At 63.5% G+C, this 26,506-nt stretch carries 30 protein-coding genes; 21 read left to right on the top strand and 9 right to left on the bottom strand.

Annotated features, from left to right (window positions below):
* Positions 1–151: 151 nt before the first annotated feature.
* Positions 152–787 (top strand): RluA family pseudouridine synthase, encoded by a 636-nt coding sequence (locus tag HCN50_RS30530; RefSeq protein WP_235977322.1) that lies wholly within the window; start codon positions 152–154, stop codon positions 785–787.
* Positions 788–945: 158 nt separating this feature from the next.
* Here the strand turns inward: HCN50_RS30530 and mtaB are convergent, their stop codons facing one another.
* Together mtaB and dapF are read right to left on the bottom strand one after the other, a co-directional pair.
* The gene (mtaB, locus tag HCN50_RS30535) at positions 946–2,211 is read right to left on the bottom strand and encodes a tRNA (N(6)-L-threonylcarbamoyladenosine(37)-C(2))-methylthiotransferase MtaB (RefSeq protein WP_171713587.1); all 1,266 of its coding nucleotides are present in this window, start codon (positions 2,209–2,211) and stop codon (positions 946–948) included.
* Between the two features lie 5 nt (positions 2,212–2,216).
* Positions 2,217–3,089: a diaminopimelate epimerase gene (gene dapF, locus HCN50_RS30540; RefSeq protein WP_171713588.1), complete on the bottom strand. Its 873-nt coding sequence runs from the start codon at positions 3,087–3,089 to the stop codon at positions 2,217–2,219.
* Between the two features lie 288 nt (positions 3,090–3,377).
* Here dapF and HCN50_RS30545 point away from each other — a divergent pair, with 288 nt between their 5' ends.
* Together HCN50_RS30545 and HCN50_RS30550 are read left to right on the top strand one after the other, a co-directional pair.
* Positions 3,378–4,076, top strand: a complete 699-nt coding sequence (locus tag HCN50_RS30545; RefSeq protein ID WP_171713589.1) for a GyrI-like domain-containing protein — start codon at positions 3,378–3,380, stop codon at positions 4,074–4,076.
* A 5-nt stretch (positions 4,077–4,081) separates the two neighbouring features.
* Positions 4,082–4,774, top strand: a complete 693-nt coding sequence (locus tag HCN50_RS30550) for an SIMPL domain-containing protein (RefSeq protein WP_171713590.1) — start codon at positions 4,082–4,084, stop codon at positions 4,772–4,774.
* An 84-nt stretch (positions 4,775–4,858) separates the two neighbouring features.
* On the opposite strand, the gene HCN50_RS30555 is transcribed toward HCN50_RS30550, so the two are convergent.
* Entirely contained in the window at positions 4,859–5,923 is a 1,065-nt protein-coding gene (locus tag HCN50_RS30555; protein WP_171713591.1) for an MBL fold metallo-hydrolase, read from the bottom strand.
* A 508-nt stretch (positions 5,924–6,431) separates the two neighbouring features.
* Here HCN50_RS30555 and ffh point away from each other — a divergent pair.
* The 9 genes from ffh (at position 6,432) to HCN50_RS34550 (ending at position 13,244) form a co-directional block, all read left to right on the top strand.
* On the top strand, positions 6,432–7,952 hold the full coding sequence (gene ffh, locus HCN50_RS30560; protein ID WP_171713592.1) for a signal recognition particle protein: 1,521 nt from the start codon (positions 6,432–6,434) through the stop codon (positions 7,950–7,952).
* Positions 7,953–8,125: 173 nt separating this feature from the next.
* Positions 8,126–8,455 carry a 30S ribosomal protein S16 gene (gene rpsP, locus HCN50_RS30565; protein WP_171713593.1) on the top strand — a complete coding sequence of 110 codons (330 nt, stop codon included), beginning with the start codon at positions 8,126–8,128 and terminating at the stop codon, positions 8,453–8,455.
* A 125-nt stretch (positions 8,456–8,580) separates the two neighbouring features.
* Positions 8,581–9,105 carry a ribosome maturation factor RimM gene (gene rimM / locus HCN50_RS30570; protein WP_171713594.1) on the top strand — a complete coding sequence of 175 codons (525 nt, stop codon included), beginning with the start codon at positions 8,581–8,583 and terminating at the stop codon, positions 9,103–9,105.
* Positions 9,106–9,115: 10 nt separating this feature from the next.
* On the top strand, positions 9,116–9,835 hold the full coding sequence (gene trmD, locus HCN50_RS30575) for a tRNA (guanosine(37)-N1)-methyltransferase TrmD (protein ID WP_171713595.1): 720 nt from the start codon (positions 9,116–9,118) through the stop codon (positions 9,833–9,835).
* A 108-nt stretch (positions 9,836–9,943) separates the two neighbouring features.
* Entirely contained in the window at positions 9,944–10,324 is a 381-nt protein-coding gene (rplS, locus tag HCN50_RS30580; protein ID WP_171713596.1) for a 50S ribosomal protein L19, read from the top strand.
* Between the two features lie 226 nt (positions 10,325–10,550).
* Entirely contained in the window at positions 10,551–10,685 is a 135-nt protein-coding gene (locus HCN50_RS34340; RefSeq protein ID WP_283812143.1) for a hypothetical protein, read from the top strand.
* A 77-nt stretch (positions 10,686–10,762) separates the two neighbouring features.
* Entirely contained in the window at positions 10,763–12,169 is a 1,407-nt protein-coding gene (gene leuC / locus HCN50_RS30585; RefSeq protein WP_171713597.1) for a 3-isopropylmalate dehydratase large subunit, read from the top strand.
* A 101-nt stretch (positions 12,170–12,270) separates the two neighbouring features.
* Positions 12,271–12,468 (top strand): hypothetical protein, encoded by a 198-nt coding sequence (locus HCN50_RS30590; protein ID WP_171713598.1) that lies wholly within the window; start codon positions 12,271–12,273, stop codon positions 12,466–12,468.
* 377 nt (positions 12,469–12,845) lie between these two features.
* Entirely contained in the window at positions 12,846–13,244 is a 399-nt protein-coding gene (locus HCN50_RS34550; RefSeq protein ID WP_171713599.1) for a hypothetical protein, read from the top strand.
* Positions 13,245–13,557: 313 nt separating this feature from the next.
* Here HCN50_RS34550 and HCN50_RS30600 read toward each other — a convergent pair whose 3' ends face one another.
* Positions 13,558–13,863 (bottom strand): hypothetical protein, encoded by a 306-nt coding sequence (locus tag HCN50_RS30600; protein ID WP_171713600.1) that lies wholly within the window; start codon positions 13,861–13,863, stop codon positions 13,558–13,560.
* A gap of 91 nt (positions 13,864–13,954) precedes the next feature.
* Here HCN50_RS30600 and HCN50_RS34555 point away from each other — a divergent pair, with 91 nt between their 5' ends.
* Positions 13,955–14,323: a hypothetical protein gene (locus HCN50_RS34555; RefSeq protein ID WP_210265161.1), complete on the top strand. Its 369-nt coding sequence runs from the start codon at positions 13,955–13,957 to the stop codon at positions 14,321–14,323.
* A 153-nt stretch (positions 14,324–14,476) separates the two neighbouring features.
* Here the strand turns inward: HCN50_RS34555 and HCN50_RS30610 are convergent, their stop codons facing one another.
* Complete coding sequence (locus HCN50_RS30610; protein WP_171713602.1) at positions 14,477–14,800, bottom strand: hypothetical protein; 324 nt, start codon at positions 14,798–14,800, stop codon at positions 14,477–14,479.
* Positions 14,801–14,910: 110 nt separating this feature from the next.
* Here HCN50_RS30610 and HCN50_RS30615 point away from each other — a divergent pair, with 110 nt between their 5' ends.
* The 3 genes from HCN50_RS30615 (at position 14,911) to HCN50_RS30625 (ending at position 16,914) form a co-directional block, all read left to right on the top strand.
* Positions 14,911–15,309, top strand: coding sequence for a metallopeptidase family protein (locus HCN50_RS30615; RefSeq protein WP_171713637.1), 399 nt, complete (start codon positions 14,911–14,913; stop codon positions 15,307–15,309).
* Between the two features lie 139 nt (positions 15,310–15,448).
* Positions 15,449–16,054 carry a 3-isopropylmalate dehydratase small subunit gene (gene leuD / locus HCN50_RS30620; protein ID WP_171713603.1) on the top strand — a complete coding sequence of 202 codons (606 nt, stop codon included), beginning with the start codon at positions 15,449–15,451 and terminating at the stop codon, positions 16,052–16,054.
* Positions 16,055–16,125: 71 nt separating this feature from the next.
* Positions 16,126–16,914, top strand: coding sequence for a hypothetical protein (locus tag HCN50_RS30625; protein WP_171713604.1), 789 nt, complete (start codon positions 16,126–16,128; stop codon positions 16,912–16,914).
* Between the two features lie 153 nt (positions 16,915–17,067).
* Here HCN50_RS30625 and HCN50_RS30630 read toward each other — a convergent pair whose 3' ends face one another.
* On the bottom strand, positions 17,068–17,946 hold the full coding sequence (locus tag HCN50_RS30630) for an HpcH/HpaI aldolase/citrate lyase family protein (protein WP_171713605.1): 879 nt from the start codon (positions 17,944–17,946) through the stop codon (positions 17,068–17,070).
* A gap of 102 nt (positions 17,947–18,048) precedes the next feature.
* Between HCN50_RS30630 and HCN50_RS30635 the strand changes: the two genes are divergently transcribed.
* On the top strand, positions 18,049–18,702 hold the full coding sequence (locus HCN50_RS30635) for a carbonic anhydrase (RefSeq protein WP_171713606.1): 654 nt from the start codon (positions 18,049–18,051) through the stop codon (positions 18,700–18,702).
* Between the two features lie 7 nt (positions 18,703–18,709).
* On the opposite strand, the gene HCN50_RS30640 is transcribed toward HCN50_RS30635, so the two are convergent.
* Positions 18,710–19,252: a TIGR00645 family protein gene (locus HCN50_RS30640; RefSeq protein ID WP_171713607.1), complete on the bottom strand. Its 543-nt coding sequence runs from the start codon at positions 19,250–19,252 to the stop codon at positions 18,710–18,712.
* Between the two features lie 128 nt (positions 19,253–19,380).
* Positions 19,381–20,415 (bottom strand): aspartate-semialdehyde dehydrogenase, encoded by a 1,035-nt coding sequence (locus HCN50_RS30645; protein ID WP_171713638.1) that lies wholly within the window; start codon positions 20,413–20,415, stop codon positions 19,381–19,383.
* A gap of 117 nt (positions 20,416–20,532) precedes the next feature.
* Between HCN50_RS30645 and HCN50_RS30650 the strand changes: the two genes are divergently transcribed.
* A complete protein-coding gene (locus HCN50_RS30650) occupies positions 20,533–21,336 on the top strand; it encodes a hypothetical protein (RefSeq protein WP_171713608.1) in 804 nt (267 codons plus the stop codon).
* A gap of 222 nt (positions 21,337–21,558) precedes the next feature.
* Positions 21,559–21,939, top strand: coding sequence for a hypothetical protein (locus tag HCN50_RS30655; RefSeq protein WP_171713609.1), 381 nt, complete (start codon positions 21,559–21,561; stop codon positions 21,937–21,939).
* Between the two features lie 115 nt (positions 21,940–22,054).
* On the opposite strand, the gene leuB is transcribed toward HCN50_RS30655, so the two are convergent.
* Positions 22,055–23,167, bottom strand: coding sequence for a 3-isopropylmalate dehydrogenase (gene leuB, locus HCN50_RS30660; RefSeq protein WP_171713610.1), 1,113 nt, complete (start codon positions 23,165–23,167; stop codon positions 22,055–22,057).
* Positions 23,168–23,399: 232 nt separating this feature from the next.
* Here leuB and HCN50_RS30665 point away from each other — a divergent pair, with 232 nt between their 5' ends.
* The gene (locus tag HCN50_RS30665; protein ID WP_171713611.1) at positions 23,400–24,590 is read left to right on the top strand and encodes a YbfB/YjiJ family MFS transporter; all 1,191 of its coding nucleotides are present in this window, start codon (positions 23,400–23,402) and stop codon (positions 24,588–24,590) included.
* 122 nt (positions 24,591–24,712) lie between these two features.
* Positions 24,713–26,371: a tetratricopeptide repeat protein gene (locus tag HCN50_RS30670; protein ID WP_171713612.1), complete on the top strand. Its 1,659-nt coding sequence runs from the start codon at positions 24,713–24,715 to the stop codon at positions 26,369–26,371.
* The last annotated feature ends 135 nt before the right edge of the window (positions 26,372–26,506 follow it).

Here is a 26,506-nt window from a genome sequence, read left to right on the forward strand (position 1 = left end):
CATGAGCGGAAGTCACAACAAACCTATCGCTGTTCCCGGATTGTCCTTCGATGTTCCCGGAGCGTCCCGCGATGTCTCCCGGGCGGGCTTTGATGTCCCGGGCTTAACGGCGGATGAAATCCAGGCCCGCGTGCTTCACCGCGACGGGCTGATGCTGGTGATCGACAAGCCGGCCGGGCTGCCGGTGCATCGCGGCCCCAAGGGCGGCGCCAATCTGGAGGCGTCCTTCGATGCCTTGCGGTTCGGCCTGCCGCGGCCGCCGGTGCTGGCCCACCGGCTCGACAAGGATACTTCCGGTTGTCTCGTGCTGGGACGCCATCGCAAGGCCACCGCCTCGCTTGGCCTGTTGTTCAAGCACGGCAAAGTAGGCAAGACCTATTGGGCCGTGGTCGAGGGCGGTCCGGCCGAGGACGAAGGCACTATCGACATGCCACTCGGCCGGCTGAATGCCGAGCGCGGCTGGTGGCAGAAGCCGGATCCAGACGGTCAAAAGGCCATCACCACCTGGAAAGTGCTCGGCCGCGGCGACGGCCTGGCCTGGCTGGCGCTGGAACCGGTGACTGGCCGTACCCACCAATTGCGCGTGCACACCTCGGCGATGGGCTGGCCGATCGTCGGCGACAATATTTACGGCGACGGCCCCAGGTTCGGTGAGCCGATCCTGCATCTGCATTCCCGCGAGATCGTGGTCCCGATTTCAAAGAACAAGGAGCCGGTACGCGTGATTGCGCCGGCGCCGGAGCACATGTGGGAGCGGTTGCGGAAGTGCGGGTGGAATAGGGAATAGTGGTTCGCCGCCACAACCGGCGCCCCAACCAACGCTGTCATCATCCGCGAGAAGCGGATGATCAGTATTCCACAGACGTCCGTGATGAACTGAGAAGCCGCGGCGTACTCGATCGCCCGGTCAAGCCGGGCGATGACAGCCGATGTCAGGCGACAACTTCACACTGTCAACCGCGCGCCATCGTGGCCGTTTATCGCTAGCGGCATCACCGCCCCCGGTGTTACGCCATTGATCGCCACCGGCAGGAAATGCTCGGTGCGCCCCTGCGTTGCGCTCTCGATCAAAACCTGCCGAGTCGCGCCAATTTCCGATGCGAGTCGCTTCTGCAACGCCACGTCCCCAGCCGCGCGCAGGCGTCGCGCACGCGACTTGATCACCTCACCCGGCACCTGCGGCATCCGCGCGGCCGGCGTGCCCGGGCGCTTCGAATAGGGGAACACGTGCAGGAAGGTGAGATCGCACTCGTCGACGAGGTGCTGCGAACGCACGAACATTTCTTCCGTCTCGGTCGGAAAGCCCGCGATGATATCCGCACCGAACGTGATGTCCGGGCGTAGCCGACGGACCTGGGCGCAGAATTCGATCGCATTCTGCCGCGAATGCCGCCGCTTCATCCGCTTCAAGATCATGTCGTCGCCGGACTGCAGCGACAGGTGTAGATGCGGCATCAGCCGTTCGTCATCGGCGATGACGTCGAGCAGGTCGCGATCGGCCTCGATCGAATCGATCGACGAGAGCCGCAACCGCTTCAGCTCCGGCACGTGGCGCAGAATCTGCCTTGTCAGTTGCCCGAGCGTCGGTGCGCCGGGCAGATCGGCGCCGTAGCTCGTCAGATCGACACCGGTCAGCACAATCTCGGCATGGCCACGCTCGGTCAGCGCGCGCACCTGGTCGACCACCGCGCCCATCGGCACCGAGCGCGAATTGCCGCGGCCGTAGGGAATGATGCAGAAGGTGCAGCGATGGTCGCAGCCGTTCTGCACCTGCACGAACACCCGCGGCAGGCCGGCCTTGAAACCGTCGAGCAGATGCGGCGCCATCTGCTTGACCGCCATGATATCGGCGACCGCGATCTTTTCGCTTGTCTCGATGCCGAAACCGGCATCGAGCGCCGCTCGTGCCCTGCGCCACGCCTCGCCGCGCATCTTGTCATCATTGCCGACGACGCGATCGACCTCGGCCATTTCGGCGAACATTTCTGCTTGCGTCTGCGCCGCGCAGCCGGTGACGACGATGCGCAGGTCCGGCCGCTCGCGCTTCAGCCGGCGGATCGATTGCCGCGCCTGCGCCACGGCCTCGTTGGTGACCGCGCAGCTATTGATGACGACGGTGTCGGAAAGCCCCGCGCGCTCCGCCTCGCGCGCGATCACCTCAGACTCGAACGCGTTGAGGCGGCAGCCGAACGTGATGACGTCGACGCTCATTATTCTCAAGCGACGTTGGCAAACAGCGCGGGATCGAAGCGGCCTTCATATTCGAAATCGGCCGTACCCGTCATCAGCACGTGGTCATCGTGCTCGCGCCACTCGATCATAAGCTTGCCGCCGGGCAGCGTGACCTCGACCGCGCGGTTGGCGCGCTTCAGCCGGGCGGCAGCAACCGCGGTCGCGCAGGCCGCCGAGCCGCAGGCCTTGGTCAGGCCGACACCGCGCTCCCAGGTGCGGATCGTGATGTGATCGCGATCGACGATGTGGGCGAGCGTGATGTTGGCGCGATCCGGGAAGATCGGGTGATTTTCCAATAGCGGCCCGAAGCGTTCGAGATCGTAGGCATTGACGTCGTCGACCCAGAAAATCGCATGCGGATTGCCCATCGAGACCACCGACGGCGAATGCAGCACCGGCGCATCGATTGGCCCGACCTGCAGCTCGATATAGCGGGTATCGCGAAACTCTTCTGCCAGCGGAATATCCCGCCAGCCGAATTTTGGCGCGCCCATATCGACGGTATAGAGATCAGGGGCCGGGCCTTGCCAGCAATTCAACAGGCCGGCGCGGGTCTCGAAGGTCGCCGAGGTCTGTCCGGTCTCCTCGAACAGGCGGCGCACCACGCAGCGCATGCCATTGCCGCAGGCGCCGGCTTCGGATCCATCATTGTTGTAGATGCGGATGAAGGCCTCGGTGCCCGATAGCCGCGGCGGCTGCAATACCATCAACTGGTCATAAGGGACGCCCGCGGGCGAGGCCACGGCACGCGCGTCTTCCGGGGTCACGGCAGCCTTGCAATCACGCAGGTCGACGACAACGATCTCGTTGCCGATGCCGTTCATCTTGGCAAACGTATGGTTGGCCAACGCGCTCATGGAATTTCCCAATTTATGCCTGTCTTATATGGCGAATGATGGCACGTTGCCTAGGGCACGGTCCGGAAATGTGCGGCCGGTTTTCCGGAAAGATCATGCTCAAACAAAACGATAGAGCTGCGGTGACACTTTCGAAAAAGCGTCGCAGCAGATCCGGTGCGCAGGGGGATATGACGCATCTGTCATGGGACGAAAACGGCACTTGCGTGTTAGGAAATGGCACCATTCCGGCAGGCGCGGACCGGGGACATGCCGCGGCCGGGTGGGGCGGATGGAGAAATACCTGAAATGAACCCTATCAGCACTTTCCGTGCGGCCTTGGTCGCGCTCTCCATGGTTGCACTTGGCGGGGCTGCACTGGCGCAATCGCCGGCGCCCTCGGCCTCCCCGCCCGCGACCCCGTCGGCAACGCCCAGCCCGGCACCTGTCCCACCGCCGGCCGAAACCAAGTCGCCGGCGGATGCCCCCACGGCGGAGAAAGCCCCGGCGCCTGCGCCCCCTCCACCTGCCCCCAGCGTCCAGGCTGCTGATCCCTTCGGCGAAGAGTTCACGCTCGAGCCCAAGAAGGTGGTGATCATGAAGGGCACCGCCAATTGGGATGCGGCGTTCGACACCCTGATCGATTCCTTCAAGGCGCTGACCGCGCTGCTCGACAAGCAGGGCATCAAGGCCACCGGCAACTCGATGATCGTCTACACCTCGACCGACGATACCGGCTTCACCTTCCTGGCGCAGATTCCGGTCGATCAGGATGTCAAGAACCTGACCAAAGACATGAGCATGGGCAGGTCGCCTGAGGGCAAGGCGCTGAAGTTCGTCCATCGCGGCTCCTACGACAACATGGACAACACCTATGAGGCGATCACCAACCACCTCGACGACAAGAAACTGGAAGCCAAGGATACCTTTATCGAGGAATACATCACCGATCCGCTGAAGACGGCGGAGGACAAGCTGGTGATCAACGTCTACGTGCCGTTGAGGTGATCGGCATGAAGCGTCCGTTCAGCCTCGCCGTGGCCGCCGTGCTGCTGGCGGCGCCCGCACTGGCGCAGACAACGCCGCCGCCGGCGATCTCCGTAACCGGGGAAGCGAACGTGTCGGTGACGCCCGATCAGGCGCAGATCGATGGCGGCGTGACGTCAGACGCCAAGACGGCGCGGGAGGCCTCCGATGCCAACAACGCGGCGATGGGCAAGGTGCTGCTGGCGCTCAAGGGCGCCGGCATCGAGGAGAAGGACTACCAGACCTCGCGGCTGGCGCTGCAGCCGCAATACGCGCCGAACCGCTCGGGCCCCTCGCCGGTCACAGGTTATCGCGCCACGAACCGCGTCACAGTCAAGATCCGCGACGTGACCAAGGTGGCCAACGTGATCGACGTGATGGTCGGCGCCGGCGCCAACGACATCGGCAACATCCACTTCAGCGTGACGCAGGCTTCCAAATATCTCGACGAGGTCCGCGAAAAGGCCATCGCGGATGCTCGCCGCAAGGCCGAGATCTATGCCAAGGCGGCCGGCGTCACGCTCGGGGAACCGATCAGCATTTCCGAGGAAGGCACGCCGACGCCGCTCTTGCGCGGCAAGATGGCAGCCCCCATGGCCGCCGGCGCGCAGGTCGCGCCCGGCGAAGAGACACTTTCGGTAACGGTCGGCGTATCCTGGGCGATCAAGCCGAAGGAGTAATAACCGTCATTGCGAGCGCAGCGAAGCAATCCATAGCGCCACAAGCAGATCGATGGATTGCTTCGCTGCGCTCGCAATGACGTTCTAAATCTCGACCACCTGCCCCGGCTTCAGCGCGCAGAACCGCTCCGGCGGAATCTTTGCTTCCTTGAGCGCGTCGGCCAGCGCATTTACCGGCGCGTCGATCGCCTCATCGGTGAGCTGGAACGTGCCGTGGTGATGCGCGAGCGCTTCTTGCGCGCCGCAGTCGGTGAAGGCCTTCACGGCGTCTGACGGATTCATGTGCTGGTCCTTCATGAACCAGCGCGGCTCATAGGCGCCGATCGGCAGGATCGCCAGCCGCAGCGGGCCGTGCTGCTCGGCGACGCGGCGAAAGTGCTTGCCCTCGCCATAACCGGAATCGCAGACGATGTAGAGTTTTCCGGCCGGCGTCTCCAGGACGAAACTTGCCCACAGCGCCTTGTTGCGGTCGAACAGCCCGCGCGCCGACCAGTGCCGCGTCGGCACCAGCGTCACCGCGATGCCGTTGCCGAGTTCGACGCGGTCCTGCCAATCGAACCCTTCGGCTTTGATCGCCGCGTCGGTCTCGCGCATGGTGACGTCGTTGCCGAGCGGCGTGATCACGCGCGGCGAGAATTTTTCCGTAAGTTTCGACAGCGTCGCGATGTCGAGATGATCGTAATGGCCGTGCGACACCAGCACGACGTCGATCTTCGGCAATGCATCGAAAGCGATGCCGGGATCGTTGTGCCGCCTCGGCCCGACGAAGGAGACCGGCGAGGCCCGCAGCGACCAGACGGGATCGACCAGGATATTGAGATCCCGCGTCTGGATCAGCCAGGAAACATGACCGACAAAGGACAGCCGCACCTTGTCGCCGGAAACCCGCGGCGGCGGCGTATCGCTGTGCGCGTTGGGCACCCAGTCCGGCCAGCTCGCGCGCTTGCGGTCGCTGCCGAACTGCCAGCGCAGCACCTCCGCCAATGATTTTGGCGGCACCCCATCAGGATCGAAGAATCGCCTGCCGTCGAAATGATCGGAAACGGGGCCGTCATAGGTCTTCATCTTGTTAATCCAGATCGAGGGCACGCCGACGGCCGCGGCGGCACCGGCAAAGAATCCCAGAAAGCGGCGGCGGGTGATCGGCACGGGCGGTCAGGAAATGTAGGCGACGATGGACATGGGCCGTTATATGGCGTGTGCAGGTGCAACTTGGAACTGCGGCAAAAAGGAAGCTGACGCATTGGTCGGCCACTTGTTCAAAAAGGAAGCTGCGTCAAAGTCTTATGCTATATGCCACGGGCATATTGGTCTACTTTATCCTTGACTTTCGCCCCTTCCCGGCGTTTAACCCGCCCACTTTCTCGGAAAGATGTTCTTTTCGACCCGCCGCCCGGCCCCTTGAGACCGGAGGCCAACGCCCGACAGCGCGATGCGCCCTCGGGCGCGAAGGTGTTTGGAATATCGTTTTGGCGTGTTTCGCCGAGACATATCTAGGACGTCATACCCCGCGAAGGCGGGGTATCCAGTACGCCGCAGCCTCTCGGGTCACGACGAGCTGCTCTGGAATACTGGGTCGCCCGCTCTTCGCGGGCGATGACAGGAGGACGGATCGAAACAGCGCGCCTGCAACCGCAGGGCAAAAGGATAAACGGCATTGTTCGACAATCTGTCGGAACGGCTTGGTGGGATTCTCGATCGTCTGACGGGACGCGGTGCGCTGACCGAAAAGGACGTCGACGCCGCGATGCGCGAGGTACGCCGCGCGCTGCTCGAAGCCGACGTTGCGCTTGAGGTCGTCAGAAGTTTTACCGAGCGCGTCCGCGAACAGGCGGTCGGCGCCACCGTCGTCAAGTCGGTCACGCCCGGCCAGATGGTGGTCAAGATCGTCCACGACGAACTGGTCGCCACGCTGGGCTCCGATGGCCAGACCATCGACCTCAACGCGGTGCCGCCGGTCGCCATCATGATGGTCGGCCTGCAGGGTTCCGGCAAAACCACGACCACGGCAAAGCTCGCCCGCCGCATGACCCAGCGCGACAAGCGCAAGGTGCTGATGGCCTCGCTCGACATCTACCGCCCGGCGGCGATGGAGCAGTTGGCGGTGCTGGGGCGCGACCTCGATATTCCGACGCTGCCGATCGTGGCGGGGCAAAAGCCGGCGCAAATTGCAAAACGCGCGGTGGAAGCCGGCAAGCTCGGCGGGTACGACGTGGTGCTGCTCGACACCGCAGGCCGCACCACGCTCGACGAAGAGATGATGAGCGAGGCGGCCGAGATCAAAGCCGCGGCCAGTCCGCATGAAGTGCTGCTGGTCGCGGATGCTCTGACCGGCCAGGACGCGGTCAACCTCGCGCGCTCCTTTGACCAGCGCGTTGGCCTCACCGGCATCGTCTTGACGCGCGTCGACGGCGATGGCCGCGGCGGCGCGGCGCTGTCGATGCGCGCGGTCACGGGAAAACCGATCAAGCTGATCGGTACCGGCGAAAAGACCGATGCGCTGGAAGATTTTCACCCGAGCCGGATCGCGGGCCGCATCCTCGGCATGGGCGACGTGGTGTCGCTGGTCGAAAAGGCGGCCGCCAATATCGATGCCGAGAAAGCCGCGCGCACCGCCGAGCGCATGCGCAAGGGTCAGTTCGACCTCAACGACATGCGTGAGCAGTTGCTGCAGATGGCGAATATGGGCGGCATCAGCGGCCTGATGGGCATGATGCCCGGCATTGCCAAGATGAAGAACCAGATCGCGGCCGCCGGCATCGACGACAAGGTTTTGAAGCGCCAGGTCGCGATCATCGATTCGATGACGCGGGCCGAGCGCAAGAACCCGGACATTCTGAAAGCCAGCCGCAAGAAGCGCATTGCCGCCGGCTCCGGCCAGAATGTCGAGCAGGTTAACAAGCTCTTAAAAATGCACCGGAACATGGCCGACATGATGAAGGCGATGGGTTCGGGTAAGCGCGGCCCGCTCGCCGGCATCGCGCAAGCCATGGGCTTTGGCGGCGGCATGAAGCCGCCTTCGCCGGAAGAGATGAAGGCGCTGGCCGACAAGATGCAGGGCGGCGCCGGCGGCGGCCTGCCGAATCTGCCGAAGGATCTCCCCACCGGGCTGCGTCAGGGATTGCCGAACCTGCCGGGCCTGACGGGCCTCGGCGGCTTCCCCGGGAAGAAGAAATGACCTCTTTCGTCATTGCGAGGAGCGTAGCGACGAAGCAATCCATGCCGCCAGATGCGGCGCTATGGATTACTTCGCGGAGCCTGTCATCGGGCCGGCCAAACGCCGGACCCGTTGGCTCGCAATGACGGCACGTACAAGTTCAGCCATCCAATCGTATTTAACAGGAGAACTAAATGTCAGTCGTTATCCGCCTCGCTCGCGCAGGCACCAAGAAGCGCCCGGTCTATCACGTCGTCGTTGCCGACTCGCGTTTCCCCCGTGACGGCCGCTTCATCGAACGTCTCGGCTATTTCAATCCGCTCCTGCCGAAGGACAATGAGGCGCGGCTGAAGCTCGACATGGACAAGGTAAAGTCCTGGCTCGCCAAGGGCGCCCAGCCGTCGGATCGCGTCACCCGCTTCCTGGATGCCGCCGGCATCGTCAAGCGTACGCCGCGCAACAACCCGGAAAAGGCCGTGCCGCGCAAGGAGCGCAAGGCCGCCGAAGCCGCCGCGAAGGCGTAAAAGATGATCCGGGCCTCGTGCTTCGAGACGCACGGCTATCGCCGTGCTCGTCAGCATGAGGAACTACTACCTCCGCATCCTGAGGAGCGGCGTCTTCGCCGCGTCTTGACGGATGAGGTCCGATAATGGCCTCGCAAATCTGCGTCGCCCGCATCGGCGCTGCGCACGGCGTGCGCGGCGCGGTCAAGCTGTGGACCTTCACAGAGGATCCGCTGGCCGTAAAACATTACGGCCCTCTGATGACCAAAGACGGCGCGCGCCAGTTCGAGGTGACGCATGTCCGCGAGGCGAAAGACCATTTGGTGGTGACGCTGAAGGGCATCGCCACGCGCGACGATGCGGAGCGGCTCAACGGCCTCGAGCTCTATGTTCCGCGGGACCGGCTGCCCGAGACCGACGACGACGAATATTACCACGCCGACCTGATCGGGCTGGCCGCCGTCAACGCCGATGACGAACCACTCGGCCGCGTCGTCGCCATCCATAATTTCGGCGCCGGCGACATCATCGAGATCGCGCCCGCCCAAGGCCCGACCATGCTATTGCCGTTCACCAATGCCGTGGTGCCGACGGTCGATCTGGCTAAAGGCCGCGTGGTGATCGAACTGCCGCAGGAAGTCGAAGGCGACGAAACCCCGACGCTCACGTGATGGGTTTGATATGACCTGGCGCACCACCGTTCTCACGCTCTTCCCCGAGATGTTTCCCGGGCCGCTCGGCGTCAGCCTGGCGGGCAAGGCGCTGGCGTCCGGCCTGTGGGAGTTGGAGGCACGCGATATCAGGGCTTCGGCCACCGACAAGCACCGCAGCGTCGACGACACGCCGGCCGGCGGCGGCCCCGGCATGGTGCTGCGGGCCGACGTGCTGGCCGCCGCGATCGATGCCGCGGACGCCGGACCGGATCGGCCTCGCCTGCTGATGAGCCCGCGGGGGCGGCCATTGACCCAGTCGCTGGTGGCGGAGCTCGCCGAGGGGCCGGGTCCCCTGATCGTCTGCGGCCGGTTCGAGGGAGTCGATCAGCGGGTGATCGAGGCGCGGAACCTGCAGGAGGTCTCGATCGGGGACTACGTGCTATCCGGCGGCGAAATCGCCGCAATGGCGCTGATCGACGCCTGCGTCAGGCTGCTGCCGGGCGTTATGGGCAAGCAGGCCTCCGGCGAAGACGAGAGTTTTTCCGAGGGCCTACTGGAATACCCCCAATATACCCGCCCGCCGGAATTCGAGGGCCGACCCATCCCCGAAATCCTGATCTCCGGGGACCATGCCAAGGTGGCGGGCTGGCGGCGGGCCGAGGCCGAGGCCCTGACCCGGACGCGGCGGCCGGATTTATGGGCGGCACGGGGCGGCCAAAAAGGCACAAAAAGCAAGACGGAAGGGTGACAAGCGCGGCCCGATGCCTTATACGGGCGCCAAATCCGCACACGCGCTGGATAGATGGACGTTTGCGCAGCCCCCGAAAGGCTGGGCGCGCCGCCGATGGAGATTTCAATGAACCTCATTCAACAGCTCGAAAAAGAGCAATTCGATAAACTGTCGGCGACCAAGTCGATCCCGGATTTCGCCCCCGGCGACACCCTGATCGTCAACGTCAAGGTGGTCGAAGGCGAGCGCACCCGCGTGCAGGCCTATGAAGGCGTCTGCATCGGCCGCTCCGGCGGCGGCCTCAACGAGAGCTTCACCGTCCGCAAGATTTCCTACGGCGAGGGCGTGGAGCGCGTGTTCCCGGTAATGTCGCCGATGATCGACTCGATCAAGGTAGTGCGACGCGGCAAGGTGCGCCGCGCCAAGCTGTATTACCTGCGCAGCCTGCGCGGCAAGTCGGCCCGCATCGTCGAGAAGCAGGACCGCGCTGCCGCCGTCGGCGAGTAGTTTTCCCGGAAGGGATACGACGAAAAGCGCGGGGTTTTGCCCCGCGCTTTTTTGTTGCGCCGTACCTACATGAGTATGGCTCGTCAGCCTTGACCCGCGCATCCATCGGAACAAAGGACTTTTTCGCAAGCGCGATGGATTGCCGGGTCGAGCCCGGCAATGACGACTACCTAACCTGCCCATCGATCGATTGTGGCAGCCACGGCGCCTGTGTTAGGAAATCAGAATGGTTCTAGATCGCACCAGCGCCGCCTTTGGCACTGCCCAGCGCATCGTCATCGACGATCGCTCGCGCCTGCCCGGCCGGTTCTTCGGAAGGTTCGCGACGTCGGCAACGTCAGCGCTTACGCGCGCAGCTTGATGCTGCGCTGACGTCCGTTGCTGGCGCGCGTTTTCCGCGCCTTACCGCTTACAGAACTTCCTTTGGAGCTCACGCTCATGTCCAAACCGACCACCCTGTACGACAAGATCTGGAACGATCATCTGGTGCACGAAGCCGAGGACGGAACCTGCCTTTTGTATATCGACCGTCACTTGGTGCACGAGGTGACCTCACCGCAGGCGTTCGAAGGCCTGCGCGCCACGGGGCGCAAGGTTCGCGCGCCGGAGAAGACGCTGGCCGTCGTCGACCACAACGTTCCGACCACGGACCGCACCAAACCCAATCCCGATCCTGAAAGCGCCGAGCAGATCAAGGCGCTGGCGGAGAACGCCAAGGAATTCGGCATCGAATATTACAACGAGTTCGACAAGCGCCAGGGCATCGTCCACGTGATCGGTCCCGAGCAGGGCTTCACCCTGCCCGGCACGACCATCGTCTGCGGCGACAGCCACACCTCCACCCATGGCGCGTTCGGCGCGCTGGCGCACGGCATCGGCACGTCGGAGGTCGAGCACGTGCTGGCGACCCAGACGCTGATCCAGAAGAAGGCCAAGAACATGCGCGCTGTCGTCGACGGCAAACTGCCCGACGGCGTCACCGGCAAGGACATCATCCTCGCGATCATCGGCGAGATCGGCACCGCCGGCGGCACCGGCTATGTGCTGGAATATGCCGGCGAGGCGATCCGCGCACTGACCATGGAAGGCCGCATGACGGTCTGCAACATGTCGATCGAAGGCGGCGCCCGCGCCGGCCTGGTCGCGCCGGATGAAAAGGCGTTCGAATTCCTGAAAGGCCGGCCGAAATCGCCGAAGGGCGCCGACTGGGACGCCGCGATGCGCTATTGGGAAAAGCTGCGCTCGGATGAGGGTGCGCATTTCGATCACGAGATCCGGCTGGATGCGGCAAAGCTGCCGCCGATCGTGACCTGGGGCACCTCGCCCGAGGACGTGGTGTCGATCACCGGCTTCGTGCCCGATCCCGACAAGATCGAGGACGAGGCCAAGCGGCTGTCGAAGCACCGCGCGCTGAAATATATGGGCCTAACGGCGGGCACCAAGATCACCGACATCAAGCTCGATCGCGTCTTCATCGGCTCCTGCACCAACGGCCGCATCGAGGACCTGCGGGCGGCGGCGAAGATCGCCGAGGGCAAGACCGTCAACGCCAACGTCAGTGCGATGATCGTGCCGGGCTCCGGCATCGTAAAGGAGCAGGCGGAAGCCGAAGGTCTCGACAAGATCTTCATCAAGGCCGGCTTCGAATGGCGCGAGCCGGGCTGCTCGATGTGCCTTGCCATGAACCCCGACAAGCTGAAGCCGGAAGAGCGTTGCGCCTCGACCTCGAACCGCAATTTCGAGGGCCGCCAGGGTTTCAAGGGCCGCACGCACCTCGTCTCGCCGGCCATGGCCGCGGCCGCCGCGATCGCCGGGCACTTCGTCGACGTCAGGGAATGGCGTTAACGCTTTCTTTGTCTAGATAGCGACGCGTTCCAGCAACACTGCGTTAACAGGCAAAGCGCAGACTGGTCCCTTGCGGAGACGTTTCGCGAGGGACCTTGGCCGTGACCAACAAGCCTGAATATGTCGACATGATCAGCGAGGCGACGAAGCAGGTGCGCCGCCGCACGCCGCGTATCGTCGACCTGCAGACCGTCGCCACCAAGGAAGCCTCGCGCCTCAGCCACTGGCCGCCGGAGCACTGGCAGCAGTGGCGGATGGAGAAGCTCACGCCGTGGAAGATCAAGCCATGGGAAGGCTAGATCGGGAAGGCTAGAGCATGATGCGATCAGGTTCGGCCCGATGCTGCGTTGACCGCCCAAACAAAATTTCGAAAACAACCCCATGCAAAGTAGCCGTCAACGGCCGGCGTAGCAGGCGATTGACTGAACCTAATCTCATAGGGCTCTGGAATCGGGATTGAGCAGCGAGATTCGCCATCGCAGATGAAAACAGGCGTCCTTTCGGGCGCCTGTTTTCATTTCAACCTGTCTCACCAATAGGCGTAGTAGCGGTGGCGCCACCACCAGGGCGGCCTGCAGATCTTGCGTGGCCCATAATAGGTCCAGATGATCCGGCAGCGACGTGGATAATAGTAGGCCGGGTACGTGTAGTAGGCCGGCGCGTAGTAGAAGCGGCTGTGGAAGTGACGCCGGTGGTGGAAGAACGGCCGATGGAAAAAGTGCGGCCGGTGGAACGCGTGACGATGCACGAAGCGGTGTCCGCCGCCATGGAAGACGGGTGCCGCACGAAAACCGCCATGGTGGATCGCCATCCCACCGCCTCTGAAGCCACCGCCGTGAAAGGCCGGGCCGCCACCGCGGAAGCCGCCGCCATGAAATGCCGCTCCCCCGCCGCGGAAGCCGCCGCCATGAAATGCCGCTCCCCCGCCGCGGAAGCCGCCGCCATGGAAACCGCCGCCGCCACCGCCGCGGAACCCACCGCCATGGAAACCGCCACCGCCGCGAAAACCGCCGCCGCCCATCCCACCGCGGTGTTGAACTTGGGTCGTCAATCCGTCGGTTGCAAACTTCGCTGAAGTCGCCGTGCCGGGACTCGCAAGCGAAAGCGCCTCGGCGCGCTGGTGTGATGCCGCTGCGAGCGCGAATATCGCCGCAGCCGTTACGCCCAGACGGCGGACAAGGCCGCGTCCAGGATCCGATATCGACATGGATGAATCCTCCCTAACCGGCGACGGCGCCTGGGGCCGCACTGCGGTTGGCCCCGTCGCATCCCTTTGCGGTCGCTCCCAGCTCTGACGTTAGAGAAGGCCAAGTGAATGCGCCATGAATGCGCAGGGCCGAAGATGAACGCGTCGGCGAGAGAGGCCGTGCGATTTGCGACCTAACGTCTCACCACCAGAACGGCCCAAACCCGATGCCAAAGGTGAACGGCGCCGGCTCGTAGTAGGGATACGGCCGATAGTAGACCGGCCGGCTGTAATAAGAGGGGCGATAGTACGGACGGTAGTACGGCCGATAATGGCCGTAGTGACGATAGTAAAGGCGGTGATTGCGGTGCGCGCTGAAATCGGTTGCGCCGGAAGTGCCGGCACTCTGCGCCTTGGTCTGCGGTGCCGCGGCGGCCGGATTGATCGCTGCCGGTCCGGCAACCACGAGCGCGCCTGCGACAAGGGCTGCGCCGATCAGGCTCTTCATGATGAACTCCTCTTGCGGATCACGATACCAGAGATATCGGACAGCAATGTCGCCGGTTTCAAGGCGACGCTAAAAATCGAAACAGGCCCGCATGAACGGGCCTGCTCGATCGCTGCGCCAAGCTGTCGCACTACCAGCGATGCCAGTGGCGATGATGGTGATGATGGTGGTGGTGGCGATGATGGTGCCAGCGATGCCACCGATGATGGTGGTGGTGTCGCCAATGAACTTCCGTCGTCGCCGGCCTGGCGTCTTCCTGAACCGCCACGGCGGCGCCGGGATTGCTGAGCGACAAGGCATTGGCACGTTCGACTGGTGCCGCGAGCGCGAGCAACGCGCCGATGGCAGTGAGTCGCAGAACTTTCGTGAATTGCATGAAATCTCTCCTCGGGGTCGGGCTTCACGTCTGCGCCGAATGGCTCGCCGCAACGCTGCACGCAATCTGGTGCCTGCGACTTGAATGAGCCCTGAATGAATTCGCCATCGAGATGAATGGATGCTGGCGCAGTTCGCCGCAACGCTTGCGCACGCAAACCAGCTCAGCCTGTGCCGCGCAGTCGCGTCCAACCCGCGTCAACGACATCCGCGATCAAAAAATGCAGCGGAAGAAAGCCTAGCCGGGCCGCCAGTAGCAGTTCATGCGTGGGGTGATCACCGTGCCGCTCGGCCGGTACTCCTGCACGTAATGCGCGGTGCAATCGCGCACGGCATTGGGGCCCGGATTGTAGCGCGGGTAGACGGAGGGCGCCCACTCCTGGCTGTAGATCGGCACGCGACGCAACGGACGCCGGCGCTGCGCGGACAGGTCCGTGACGACCGCCTTCGACGGTGCGGTGGCCAGCAGTTCCGGCGCCGCCGTCTGGGCCTGCGCTGTCGCAGCGGGAGCCAGCAGCCCGGCAAAAGCAGCCCAAGCTGCGACCGTCACAATCCGTTTCATCTTAAGTCCACCCACGCCTGATAACGCCCGTACGGTCTCCGATTGGCGCGCCAAGGTCAACTCGCAAAACCTGTATGCGCCAGGGTACAACACACGCTAAATACGTCCTGATGTGGACCGAAGCAAAAGCCCCCTCGCTCGCCGAAATGGAAGCCATGGCGCATGAGGTGTTCGAGCGTCTGCCAAAGACGTTTCGAACCCTGTGCGAGGGCGTGATCATCCGCGTCGATGATTTTCCGACCGACGAAGTCCTCGATGAAATGCAGGCGCAAAGCGAATTCGACCTGCTCGGCCTGTTCCAGGGCATCGGGCTGCCACACCAGAGCCACGGCGACGTCGCCCGCCTGCCCAACATGATCTGGCTCTACCGGCGGCCGATCCTTGATTACTGGGCCGAGCATGACGAGACGCTCGGCCACATCGTCCGCCATGTCCTGATTCACGAGATCGGGCACCATTTCGGCCTGTCGGATGCGGATATGGAGGCGATCGAGGCTGCCGCCGACTAGGGTCTCGTCGGGCGAACCGGGCCGGTTCGGCTGAAACGCGCCAGAACAGGCGGCCTATGCGCAAATTGGCCTTTTGCAGGGGTCATATTCGGGATAAATCAACGGCCCGTTCCACCTTTTCAACCGGGAAGTGCGATCGATGGAAAAGTTCACCACGCTGGAAGGCGTCGCGGCGCCCCTGAAGATCATCAATGTCGACACCGACATGATCATTCCGAAGCAGTACCTGAAGACCATCAAGCGCACCGGCCTTGGCAAGGGCCTTTTCTCGGAACAGCGCTACAAGGATGACGGCAGCGAGAACCCGGACTTCGTCCTCAACCAGCCGGCCTATCGCAACGCCAAGGTGCTGGTCGCCGGCGACAATTTCGGCTGTGGCTCGAGCCGCGAGCATGCGCCGTGGGCGTTGTTGGATTTCGGCATTCGCTGCGTGATCTCGACCTCGTTCGGCGACATCTTCTACAATAACTGCTTCAAGAACGGCATTCTGCCGATCCGCGTCACTCAGGAAGATCTCGACAAGCTGTTCGACGACGCCGAGCGCGGCGCCAACGCCACGCTGACCATCGACCTCCCCAACCAGGAGATTCGCGGTCCCGACGGTGGCAAGGTGAAGTTCGAGATCGATCCGTTCCGCAAGCACTGCCTGATGAACGGCCTCGACGACATCGGGCTGACCATGGAAAAGAAATCGTCGATCGACGATTATGAGGCGAAGCTGAAGAAAGAGCGCGCCTGGGCCTGATTGCGCGACCTGATCGTGTTACGAGAGCCCCGATCACATCGGGGCTCTTTCGTTAAGCAGAGGCGACACGGATGCTGCCTGACGTCGTCACTTTCTGGCACGGCCCGCTCGACGGGCTGCGGCTGACCTGCCTCAGGTCGCAGGTGGCGGCAGGCCACAAGGTCACCGTCTACAGTTTCGATCCGTTGCCCGGTCTGCCCGATGGCGTCGGCAACGCCGAAGCGGAAGCCATCCTGTCGCATTCCTTTGCCGAACGGCTGCGCCCGCCCGAGCCGGATGGAAGCTGGCGCGACTGGACCATTTTGCAGTTCAGCGACTTCTTCCGGATGCGGCTGATGGCCGCGCGCGCCGGACTATGGCTCGACGCCGACGTGCTGCTGTTGAAACCAATCGAGATCGATCCTGCCAAGCCTTACTTCGCGTGGGAGCGCCGGCGCCAGCTCGGCAACTCGGTTCTGTACTTGCCTGCGAATGATCCGATCGTGCGGGCGTTTGAGGATCTGATGGAGCAGGAGGATCTGACGCCGGACTGGCTGGCGCTGCGTCATCGCCTCACCTTCATGCTGCGCCAGCTACGTCGCCGGTCGAGCCGTCTCTCCGACATCCGCGTCGCCATTTACGGCCCGGCCGCGCTCACCGCCCTTGCCCGTCGCGCGAACGAATTGCAGCACGCGCTGCCGAGACAGTCGTTCTACGCGGTGCATGCCGAGCCAAAGCGGTTCTTCGAGCCGACGGATTTTTCAGGCCTGCTCGCCGATCCGCAGATCATCGGATTGCACATTTCGCCCAAGGGCCGCGGCGGCGAGAAGCCGATCCCGGGCAGTCTTTATGCCTGGGCCGCCGACAGGTTTGGCAGGTAGCTGACCCTCGCCTGAGAGGGTGGCGCCGAACGAAGTTCGGCGATGGGCGAGGGGGTTCTCTCCGCGAGTCGTGCGTGCGGAGAGAACCCCTCATACGGCGCTTCGCGCCACCTTCTCCCACAAGGGGGGAAGGGAAGGGGAAGTCTCGGAAAATCAATTCCCCATCGCGGCGATCGCATCCGCGATCGCGATGGTCCGCCGCGCCATGTCGGCGTGCAGCCGCTCCACCATCCGCCCCTCGAGCTGGATGGCGCCGCGGGAGACGTTCTCCGGCCTCTCGAACGCCGCGATGATCTTGCGCGCCTGCTCGACTTCCTCGGCCGGCGGCGTGAAGATCGCGTTGCAGGCTTCGATGTGGCTCGGATGGATCAGCGTCTTGCCGTCGAAGCCGAGATCACGCCCCTGCGCGCATTCGGTCGCAAAGCCGTCGATATTGCTGATGTCGCTGTAGGGGCCGTCGAGAATTTCGAGCCCGTGCGCGCGTGTCGCCAGGATGCAGTGCGTGATCATCGGGATCATGGCCGCGCGGCCGGGCTGCATCCGGATCCGCGTCTCCCGCGAGATATCATTGGGCCCGAATACGAAGCCTGCGAGCCGGGTTTCGGAATCCCTGGACGCTGCCGCCAGCTTGTCGGCATCGAGCACGGCGCGGGCGGTTTCGATCATCGCCCAGACCCGGATCGACATGTCGGCATTGATGTCGCTCAGGCGGTTGGCGATGGCGTTCAGATCGTCCACGGTGGAGATCTTGGGAACCAGAATGCCGTCGGGGCGGACCTTGCCGGCCATGGTGACGTCGTCGACCCACCAGGGCGTGTCGAGGCTGTTGACCCGGATCAGCACCTCGCGCTTGCCGAATCCGCCGGCGGTGACGGCGCCGGCGATCTGGTCGCGGGCCATCGCCTTGGCGTCGGGCGCCACCGAATCCTCGAGGTCGAGAATGATGCCGTCGGCGGGCAGGTTGCGCGCCTTTTCCAGCGCCCGCGCGTTCGATCCGGGCATGAACAACAGGCTGCGGCGCGGACGGATCATGGCTGGTTTCCTCGAGGAGTTTTTGGACCCCCCGCGATATCACCTCACGCAGCTGCCCGAAAGCCTTGTTCCGGTCATCCACTTATGGTTAGGCAATGCGCCATGACTTCCTTCCCGCAACACCTGCTCGACGGCTACCGCGCCTTCGCCTCGCAACGGCTCCCGACCGAACAGACGCGTTATCGGGAACTTTCCGAACGCGGCCAGTCGCCCGCCGTGATGGTGATCGGCTGCTGCGATTCCCGCGTCTCGCCGGAAGTGATCTTCGACGCCGGCCCGGGCGAGCTGTTCGTCGTGCGCAACGTCGCCAACCTGGTGCCGGTCTATCAGCCCGATGGCGGCGCCCACGGCGTCTCGGCGGCGCTGGAATATGCCGTCAATGCGCTCCGCATCAAGCATATCGTCGTGCTCGGTCACGCCCAGTGCGGCGGCATCCGAGCCTTCATCGACAAGATCGACCCGTTGTCGCCGGGCGATTTCATCGGCCGCTGGATGGCGATGTTCATCAAGCCGGGCGAAATCGTCGAGCAGCGCGAGCGCGAGACGATGCAGGATTTCACGATCAGGATCGAAAAGGCCGCGATCTTCCGCAGCCTCGAAAACCTGATGACATTCCCGTTCGTGCGCAGCCGTGTCGAGCGCGGCGAGATCGAATTGCACGGCGCCTATTTCGGCGTCGCCGAGGGTTCGCTGTTCGTGCTCGATCAGGCGACGAAGGAATTCCGCAGCGTGCGGGAATCAACGCCTTCATCCTGACGCACGCTCAATGCCCGCCGCTCCAGCGGTCCGACAGCGCGAGCAGCAAGGTCGAGAGCACGAACACCAGATGAATGCCGACCAGCCAGGCCAACTTCTGGGCGTCGAACATGACGTCAATGTTCATGAAGGCCTTCAACACCTGGATCGCCGAAATCGCGACGATCGAGGAGAGCAGTTTTTGCTTCAGTCCGCCGAAATCGACCTTGGTCATCCATTCCGGCCAGTCCGGATGTCCGGCCGGATCGATCCGCGAGACAAAGTTCTCGTAGCCTGAAAAAACCACGATCAGGATCAGATTGCCGGTGAGGCAGACGTCGATCAGGCTGAGCACGCCGAGGATGATATCCGCCTCCTTTGCGTACGGCACATGCAGCACGAATTCGGCCAGCAGCACGACGAACTTGTAGAGCAGCACGGCGAGGCTGACGACCAGGCCGAAATAGAACGGCGCCATCAGCCAGCGGCTGTTGAAGATAAGGCCTTCGAAGCCACGCTCCATGCGCTTCAAATTGGGATCGGTGCGATCGGAAGCCGATTGTTCGGTCATTGATTCCAGCCCTCTGATCTACGGTCTGAGGCTGGGCAAAGCGGAGCGTGCCCATCATCTATCAACGCAACGAACAGGGATTGGTGTGCATGGCGCTTCGCGCCTTCGCCCACCCTACGAATCCAAGCTCACGCCGCCTTCTTCTTCGCGCTGATCAGCTTGCGGTTGATCAGGCATTCGGCGATCTGGATCGCGTTCAGCGCCGCGCCCTTGCGTAAGTTGTCGGACACGCACCATAGCGCCAGGCCGTTTTCGACCGTCGCGTCCTCGCGGATACGGCTGATATAGGTCGCGTCCTCGCCGGCCGACTCATAGGGCGTGACGTACCCGCCGGGCTCCTGCTTGTCGATCACGAGGCAGCCCGGCGCGTTGCGCAGGATGTTGCGGGCTTCGTCGGCGGTGATCGGATTCTCGAATTCGATGTTGACGGCTTCCGAGTGGCCGACGAACACCGGCACGCGCACGCAGGTGGCGGAGAGCTTGATCTTGGGATCAAGAATCTTCTTGGTCTCCGCCATCATCTTCCACTCTTCCTTGGTGTAGCCGTCCTCCATGAAGACGTCGATGTGGGGAATGACGTTGAAGGCGATGCGCTTGGGGAATTTCTTGTTGACCAGCTCGTCATTGGTGTAGACGGCCTTGGTCTGCGAAAACAGTTCGTCCATCGCGTCCTTGCCGGCGCCGGACACCGACTGGTAGGTCGCGACCACGACGCGCTTGATGGTGGCCCTGTCGTGCAACGGCTTCAGCGCCACCACGAGCTGCGCCGTCGAGCAGTTCGGATTGGCGATGATGTTCTTCTTGGTGAAGTCCTTCGCCGCCTCCGCGTTCACTTCCGGTACGATCAACGGCACATCCGGGTCCATCCGCCAGGCCGAGGAATTGTCGATCACGACCGCGCCGGCGGCGCCGATCTTGGGCGACCATTCCTTCGACACCGATCCGCCCGCCGACATCAGGCAGATGTCGACGTCGGAGAAATCGTAGTGCTCCAGCGCTTTGACCTTCAGGGTACGGTCGCCGTAGGACACCTCGACGCCGACGCTACGGCGCGAGGCCAGCGCCACGACCTCGTCGGCGGGAAATTTGCGCTCGTCGAGAATGTTGAGCATTTCGCGCCCGACATTGCCGGTCGCACCGACGACAGCGACTTTGTAACCCATCATTCACTCTCCGAGGAAAAATGCCGCCCCGCCGCCTCAAGCGGAAAGGGAGAAGGCAGCGCTTCTATGCGAGAAACGCCGATATGACAACGTGTGACGGTTGCGTTTGGGCGTTTGATGCATTCGTTTCCGGCCAGAACGGCCGATTCCCAATATAGGGCGGAAATTCACCCCGCGCTGGTCAGCTTCGTTGACGAGGTCTGCGGTACCTTGGCCCGGCTCTGCGCCTATCTGATGGCGTTGGCACTGATGGCCATTGGCGGTATCGCGCTGTGGCAGCATTTGCCCGATGTCGCGGCGATGGAGTCCTCGCCTGGAGCCTGGAGCCCAACTGCGCGCACAGCGCCGGCGTTCGCCGTAAGCCAATTCATTTTTCCAGGCAAGACAGAGACTTACGAGATACTTCGGCACCCGGAGGGCGGCCGCAAGGACGTGTTCCACTGGACCGGCGCCGGCGGTGCACCCGCCGCCGAGCTCGAAATCTATCGGCCGGGTGAAGAAATCGATCAGGTCGGCTCGGCCGCCGGCTACCTTGCCGCCAGAATGGACCCGGCTGGCGCGCGCGAGCTGGAGGCTGCCGGAATCATCGACAGCAAGTTCGGCGCCGTGACCCTGTTTCGCCGGATCGGTGGCGCGGCGGCCGCCCACGCCTGCCTGCGATTCTACAAGCACCTCGATGAGCCGAAATTCCGTCTCTCCGGCTGGTCATGCCTGGGCGAAGACATGCCGGCCCGCCGTGCCGAGATCGGTTGCATGCTGAACCGGCTGGTCCTCCTGACAGCGGGCAACGATACCAAACTCGCCGAATTGTTCGCCCGTGCCGAGCTTCGGCGGCGCGATTGCGCGGCTTCCGGCGCGCCGCCACTGCCAGCGGATTGGGTGATGGGGACCGACGATCCGAGGCTGCGCGGCGCCCTGTAATCGGTCATTCACGGGGAGCAGCCTTCGGCCGCCCCTGACAATTATGGCAACATGCGGCCAAGACACTGGTTTTCATGAAACTTTTTCGCTTCGCACCGCATTATTCCGGCGCGGTGTGGCGCAATTGACCTAGCGACCATGGTCCCGCCGTGACTACAATGTCCTCAGATAGATTTGGCGATCCGCCAGGCCCCCTTTGGGGTAGCAAATGACGAGGATGCAATGACCCGAAAATTCCCTGCTGCGAGCAAGCTCGCGACGTTGCTTGCTGCGGCTGCCCTCGTCGCGGTCGGCGCGACCGCCGCCAGCGCCCAGACCAGGCAGCAATATGACCGGGACGGCCGGCCCTATTACGGCCCGAGCGGTCCTAACCGGGTGTACCAGCAGGGCCCGCGCACCCGCGTCTATGTCACGACGCGCTCCTGGCTCGATGCCGGCACCGAAGTGCTGCCGGGCGATCGCAAGTTCCAGGACTACGCCTTCCCGCCGGATCTTGGCTATCCGTCGTTCGGACGTGAAAACCTGAACCGGCCGATCGATCGCCAGCCGCTCAACCCGCCGTCCGACATGGGTGGCTACCCGCAGCGCTTCCCGCTGTATTGATAACGGCCTTGATCAATTGACGTCGTCATGGCCGGGCTTGTTCCGGCCATCCACTTTTTTGGGCCGATAGAAAGACGTGGATGCCCGGGGCAAGCCCGGGCATGACGAACGGCGCTTACGCGTGCAGCTTCTGCAATTCCTTCAAAATCGCTTCGCCCATCTGCGTGGTTGAGGCGGCCGTGGTGCCCTCGGACTTGATGTCCGCGGTGCGCAGACCGCTCGCGAGCACCGCCGCAATCGCCGCGTCGACCTTGTCGGCAAGCGCGCCCATGTCGAAGGAATAGCGCAGCGCCATCCCGAACGATGAAATCATCGCGATCGGATTGGCGAGGCCCTTGCCGGCAATGTCGGGCGCCGAGCCATGCACCGGCTCGAACAGCGAGCGGCGCTTTTTGGTCTTGGCGTCGACCTCGCCGAGCGAGGCCGAGGGCAGCATGCCGAGCGAGCCGGTCAGCATCGCCGCGATGTCGGACAGCATGTCGCCGAACAGGTTGTCGGTGACGATGACATCGAACTGCTTCGGCGCTTTCACCAGCATCATGCCGCCGGAATCGGCGAGCTGATGCTCCAGCGTGACGTCCTTGTATTCGCGCGCGTGCACGGCCGTCATGACCTCGTTCCAGAGCACGCCCGACTTCATGACATTGCGCTTCTCCATCGAGGTCACCTTGTTGCGGCGCTTGCGCGCTAGATCGAACGCGACACGGCCGATGCGCTCGATCTCATAGGTGTCGTAGACCTGGGTATCGATGGCGCGCTTCTGGCCGTTGCCGAGATCGGTAATGGTCTTCGGTTCGCCGAAATAAACGCCGCCGGTCAGCTCGCGCACGATCATGATGTCGAGGCCTTCGACCGCTTCGCGCTTCAGGCTGGAGGCGTCCGCCAGCGCCGGGTAGCACACCGCAGGTCGCAGATTGGCGAACAGGCCGAGATCCTTGCGCAAGCGCAAAAGACCCGCTTCGGGGCGGACTTCATAGGGCACGCTGTCCCATTTCGGCCCGCCGACCGCGCCGAAGATGATGGCGTCGGCCGCCTTGGCCTTGTCCATGTCGCCTTCCGAGATCGACACTTTGTGCGCGTCGTAGGCGGCGCCGCCGACCAGACCCTGCTCGGTCTCGAATTTCGCAATTCCCTGCTTGTTCAGCCAGTCGATCAGGCGCTGCACCTCACCCATCACTTCGGGGCCGATGCCGTCGCCGGGAAGAAGCAGCAGTTTATGGGTCGCCATGTCGTTTTACCTCCAATTCGTCATGGCCGGGCTTGTCCCGGCCATCCACGTCTTGTGTGCGTTGGCAGTAAGACGTGGATGCCCGGCACAAGGCCGGGCATAACGGAGAATGTGAAATCCGGGCGGGAGTGCTAGAGCGGCATTGCGCGATTGGCAAGACACCATTGCGGCCTCGGCGCCTGTGCAATCCGCCGCTGCCCTGCCACAATGCCGGACCCGCCGGAGAAATTCCTTGCACGCTCCAGACCGTCCCGCGGCTTATGCACATCCCGCGCGGCTGATCCTCATCCTGTCGCTCGCGCCGACCGTCGGTCTCGGCATCGGCCGCTTTGCCTATGCGCTGGTGCTGCCTGACATGCGCGATACGCTGGCGTGGAGCTATTCCGCGGCCGGTTTCATGAACACGATCAACGCGGCCGGCTATCTTGCGGGCGCCCTGCTCGCCTCGCGGATGATTAGAGCCCTTGGGCTGGCGGCATCGGTGCGGTGGGGAACGCTGGCCTGTGTGCTCTCGCTCGCGCTCTGCGCCGTGTCAGGCAACTTTTACGTCCTGAGTTTCGCCCGCCTACTGGCGGGCGTCGGTGCCGCGGCCGGATTCATCGGCGGCGGCACGCTGGCAGCCATCATCGCTCAGTCGCGCCCCGACCGCGCAAACTTCCTGCTGAGCCTGTTCTACGCCGGACCCGGAATTGGCATTCTAGCCTCGGGGCTGGTGGCGCCATTCGTGCTGCAGGTTTTTGGGTCGGGCTCGTGGTGGATCGTCTGGTGGGCGATGACAGGGCTTGCCATCATCATGACGATTCCCGTCCTGCTCGCGCCGCTTCAACCCGGTGTAGCTCCGACCGAAGCCGCAACCGCCAAATTCGCGGTCGCGCCGGTCTTGATCTATCTCACCGGCTATTTCCTGTTCGGCGCCGGCTACATCGCCTACATGACCTTCATGATCGCCTATGTGCGCGATGCCGGCGGCGGCGCGGCAGCACAAAGTGCGTTCTGGAGCCTGATCGGCATCAGCGCTTTTGTCACGCCGTGGGTATGGCGGCGCGTGCTGGCGCTCGACCGCGGCGGGCTCGCCACCACGATCATTCTCGGCGTCAACGCCATCGGTGCGGCGATGCCGATCTTCGGTCACTCGGTGTGGCTGCTCGCAACGTCGGCGCTGGTATTCGGCGTCGCCTTTTTCGCCGTCGTCGGTTCCACCACCGCCTTCGTCCGCTTCAACTACCCGCCGCAGGCATGGCCGACGGCGATTGCGGCGCTGACGATCTCCTTCGGCATCGGCCAGACGCTGGGCCCGATCGTGGTGGGCGCGATCACGGATGCGGTGGGCAGCCTGTCGTTCGCCTTGAACGTCTCGGCCGCGATGCTGGCGCTGGGCGCGGTGCTGTCGGCGTTTCAGAGGAAGGTCGCGCACAAGCCGTAGGTGGCGTGACAATCGCCTGCGGCAGATTGCAGCCTCAAGCGACGCAGCCTTGTGATAAGATGCGTGTCCCGCGCGACCCGCAAGCGGCGGAAAACGACAAGCGGTCAGGGAGACGAAGGGGCATGACCTATTTTGATCTTGGGCCATACAGCCGCAAAATCACCACGTCGTCACCGGAGGCCCAGATTTGGTTCGACCGGGGCCTCAATTGGCTGTTCGGATTCAACCACAGCGAAGCGATCAAGTGCTTTCAGAAGGCGCTGGGGCACGATCCCGAATGCGCCATGGCGCACTGGGGCATCAGCTATGCCTCGGGTCCCAACTACAATTTGCCCTGGGTTCGCTACGACCCGCTGGGACGGCAAATGGCGCTGTCGGCATCTTACGACGCCATGCAGGCAGCGCTTGCGCATGCCGGAAAGGCAAGCCCGGTCGAGCAAGCGATGATCCAGGCTTTGACCGCGCGCTATCCGCAGCGCGAAGCGGTCGAGGACATGTCGCCCTGGGACAAGGCCTACACCGACGAGATGCGCAACATCTTCGTGGCGTTTCCCGATGATCTCGAAGTGCGGGCAGTGTTTGCGGAGTCGCTGATGAACGAGACGCCGTGGCAGATGTGGGATCTGCCTTCCGGCAAACCGGCCGAGGGTGCGGGCACCGAGGAATGCAGGGCACTGCTGGAATATGCGCTCGAACAAATTCCGGCGGCATGGGATCACCCGGGGCTGCTGCATCTCTATGTCCATCTGATGGAGATGTCGCCTTTCCCGCAGCGGGCACTGCGGGCCGGCGATCGGCTGCGCGAGATCGTCCCGGACTCCGGTCACCTCATCCACATGTCGACGCATCTCGATGTGCTGTGCGGACACTACAGGGACGTCCTTGTCTACAATCAGAAGGCTCTCGCGACCGACCGCAAATTCCTCGCCTATTCCGACGATCCCGGCGTCTATCTCGTCTACGTCATTCATAACTTCCACTTCGCGATCTACGGCGCCATGTTCCTTGGCCAGTACACGCCCGCGATCGCATTGGCCGAGGAACTGATCGCGACGATCCCTGAGGCGGTGCTGCGCATTCAATCGCCGCCGATGGCGGACTTTCTCGAGGGCTATCTGACGATGAAGCAGCACGTGCTCGTACGCTTCGGCAAATGGCACGAAATCATTGCTCAGGAACTGCCAAAGGATCGCGAGCTCTATTGCTCGAACGTCGCGATGATTCACTACGCCAAGGCGGTCGCGCATTCGGCGCTCGGCAATATCGCCGAGGCGGAGATCGAGAAAGTCCTGTTCATGGCTGCGAAGATGCAAGTGCCCGAGAGCCGCCGCGTCCACAACAACAGGATCGTCAATCTGCTTGATGTCGCAGAAGCGATGCTGGATGGAGAGCTGGAGTACCGCAAAGGCCATCACGACGCGGCGTTCGCGCATTTGCGCAAGTCGGTCGAGCTCAGCGACAGCCTGCCCTATGACGAGCCGTGGGGATGGATGCAGCCGACCCGCCACGCGCTCGGCGCGCTGCTCCTCGAACAGGGACGCATCGAGGAAGCCGAGGCGGTATACCGCTCCGATCTCGGACTTGATGGCAAACTGAGCCGCGCCTGCCAGCATCCCGATAATCTCTGGTCACTGCACGGGCTGCATGAATGCCTGGTCCGTCGCGGAGAGAAGGTCGAGGCTACCCTGATCAGGCAACGGCTTGAGCTGGCGCAGGCGCGGGCGGAGATTCCGATCAAGGCATCCTGCTTCTGCCGCCGGATGGACATGGCGGCCGCGTAGGCATTTCGCGGCGCCAGTTGGGTTTGGTATTGCCGAATCCAATCAGCCGCGGTCGCGTCGGTTGTCAGCAGTAGAGCGAAGATCGCGCCGCGCTCTCGTCACGTTGCTTTGACCCCAACCGGACGTTGCGCGCCC

The sequence above is a fragment of the Bradyrhizobium archetypum genome (assembly GCF_013114835.1).
GTDB classification, from domain to species: domain Bacteria; phylum Pseudomonadota; class Alphaproteobacteria; order Rhizobiales; family Xanthobacteraceae; genus Bradyrhizobium; species Bradyrhizobium archetypum.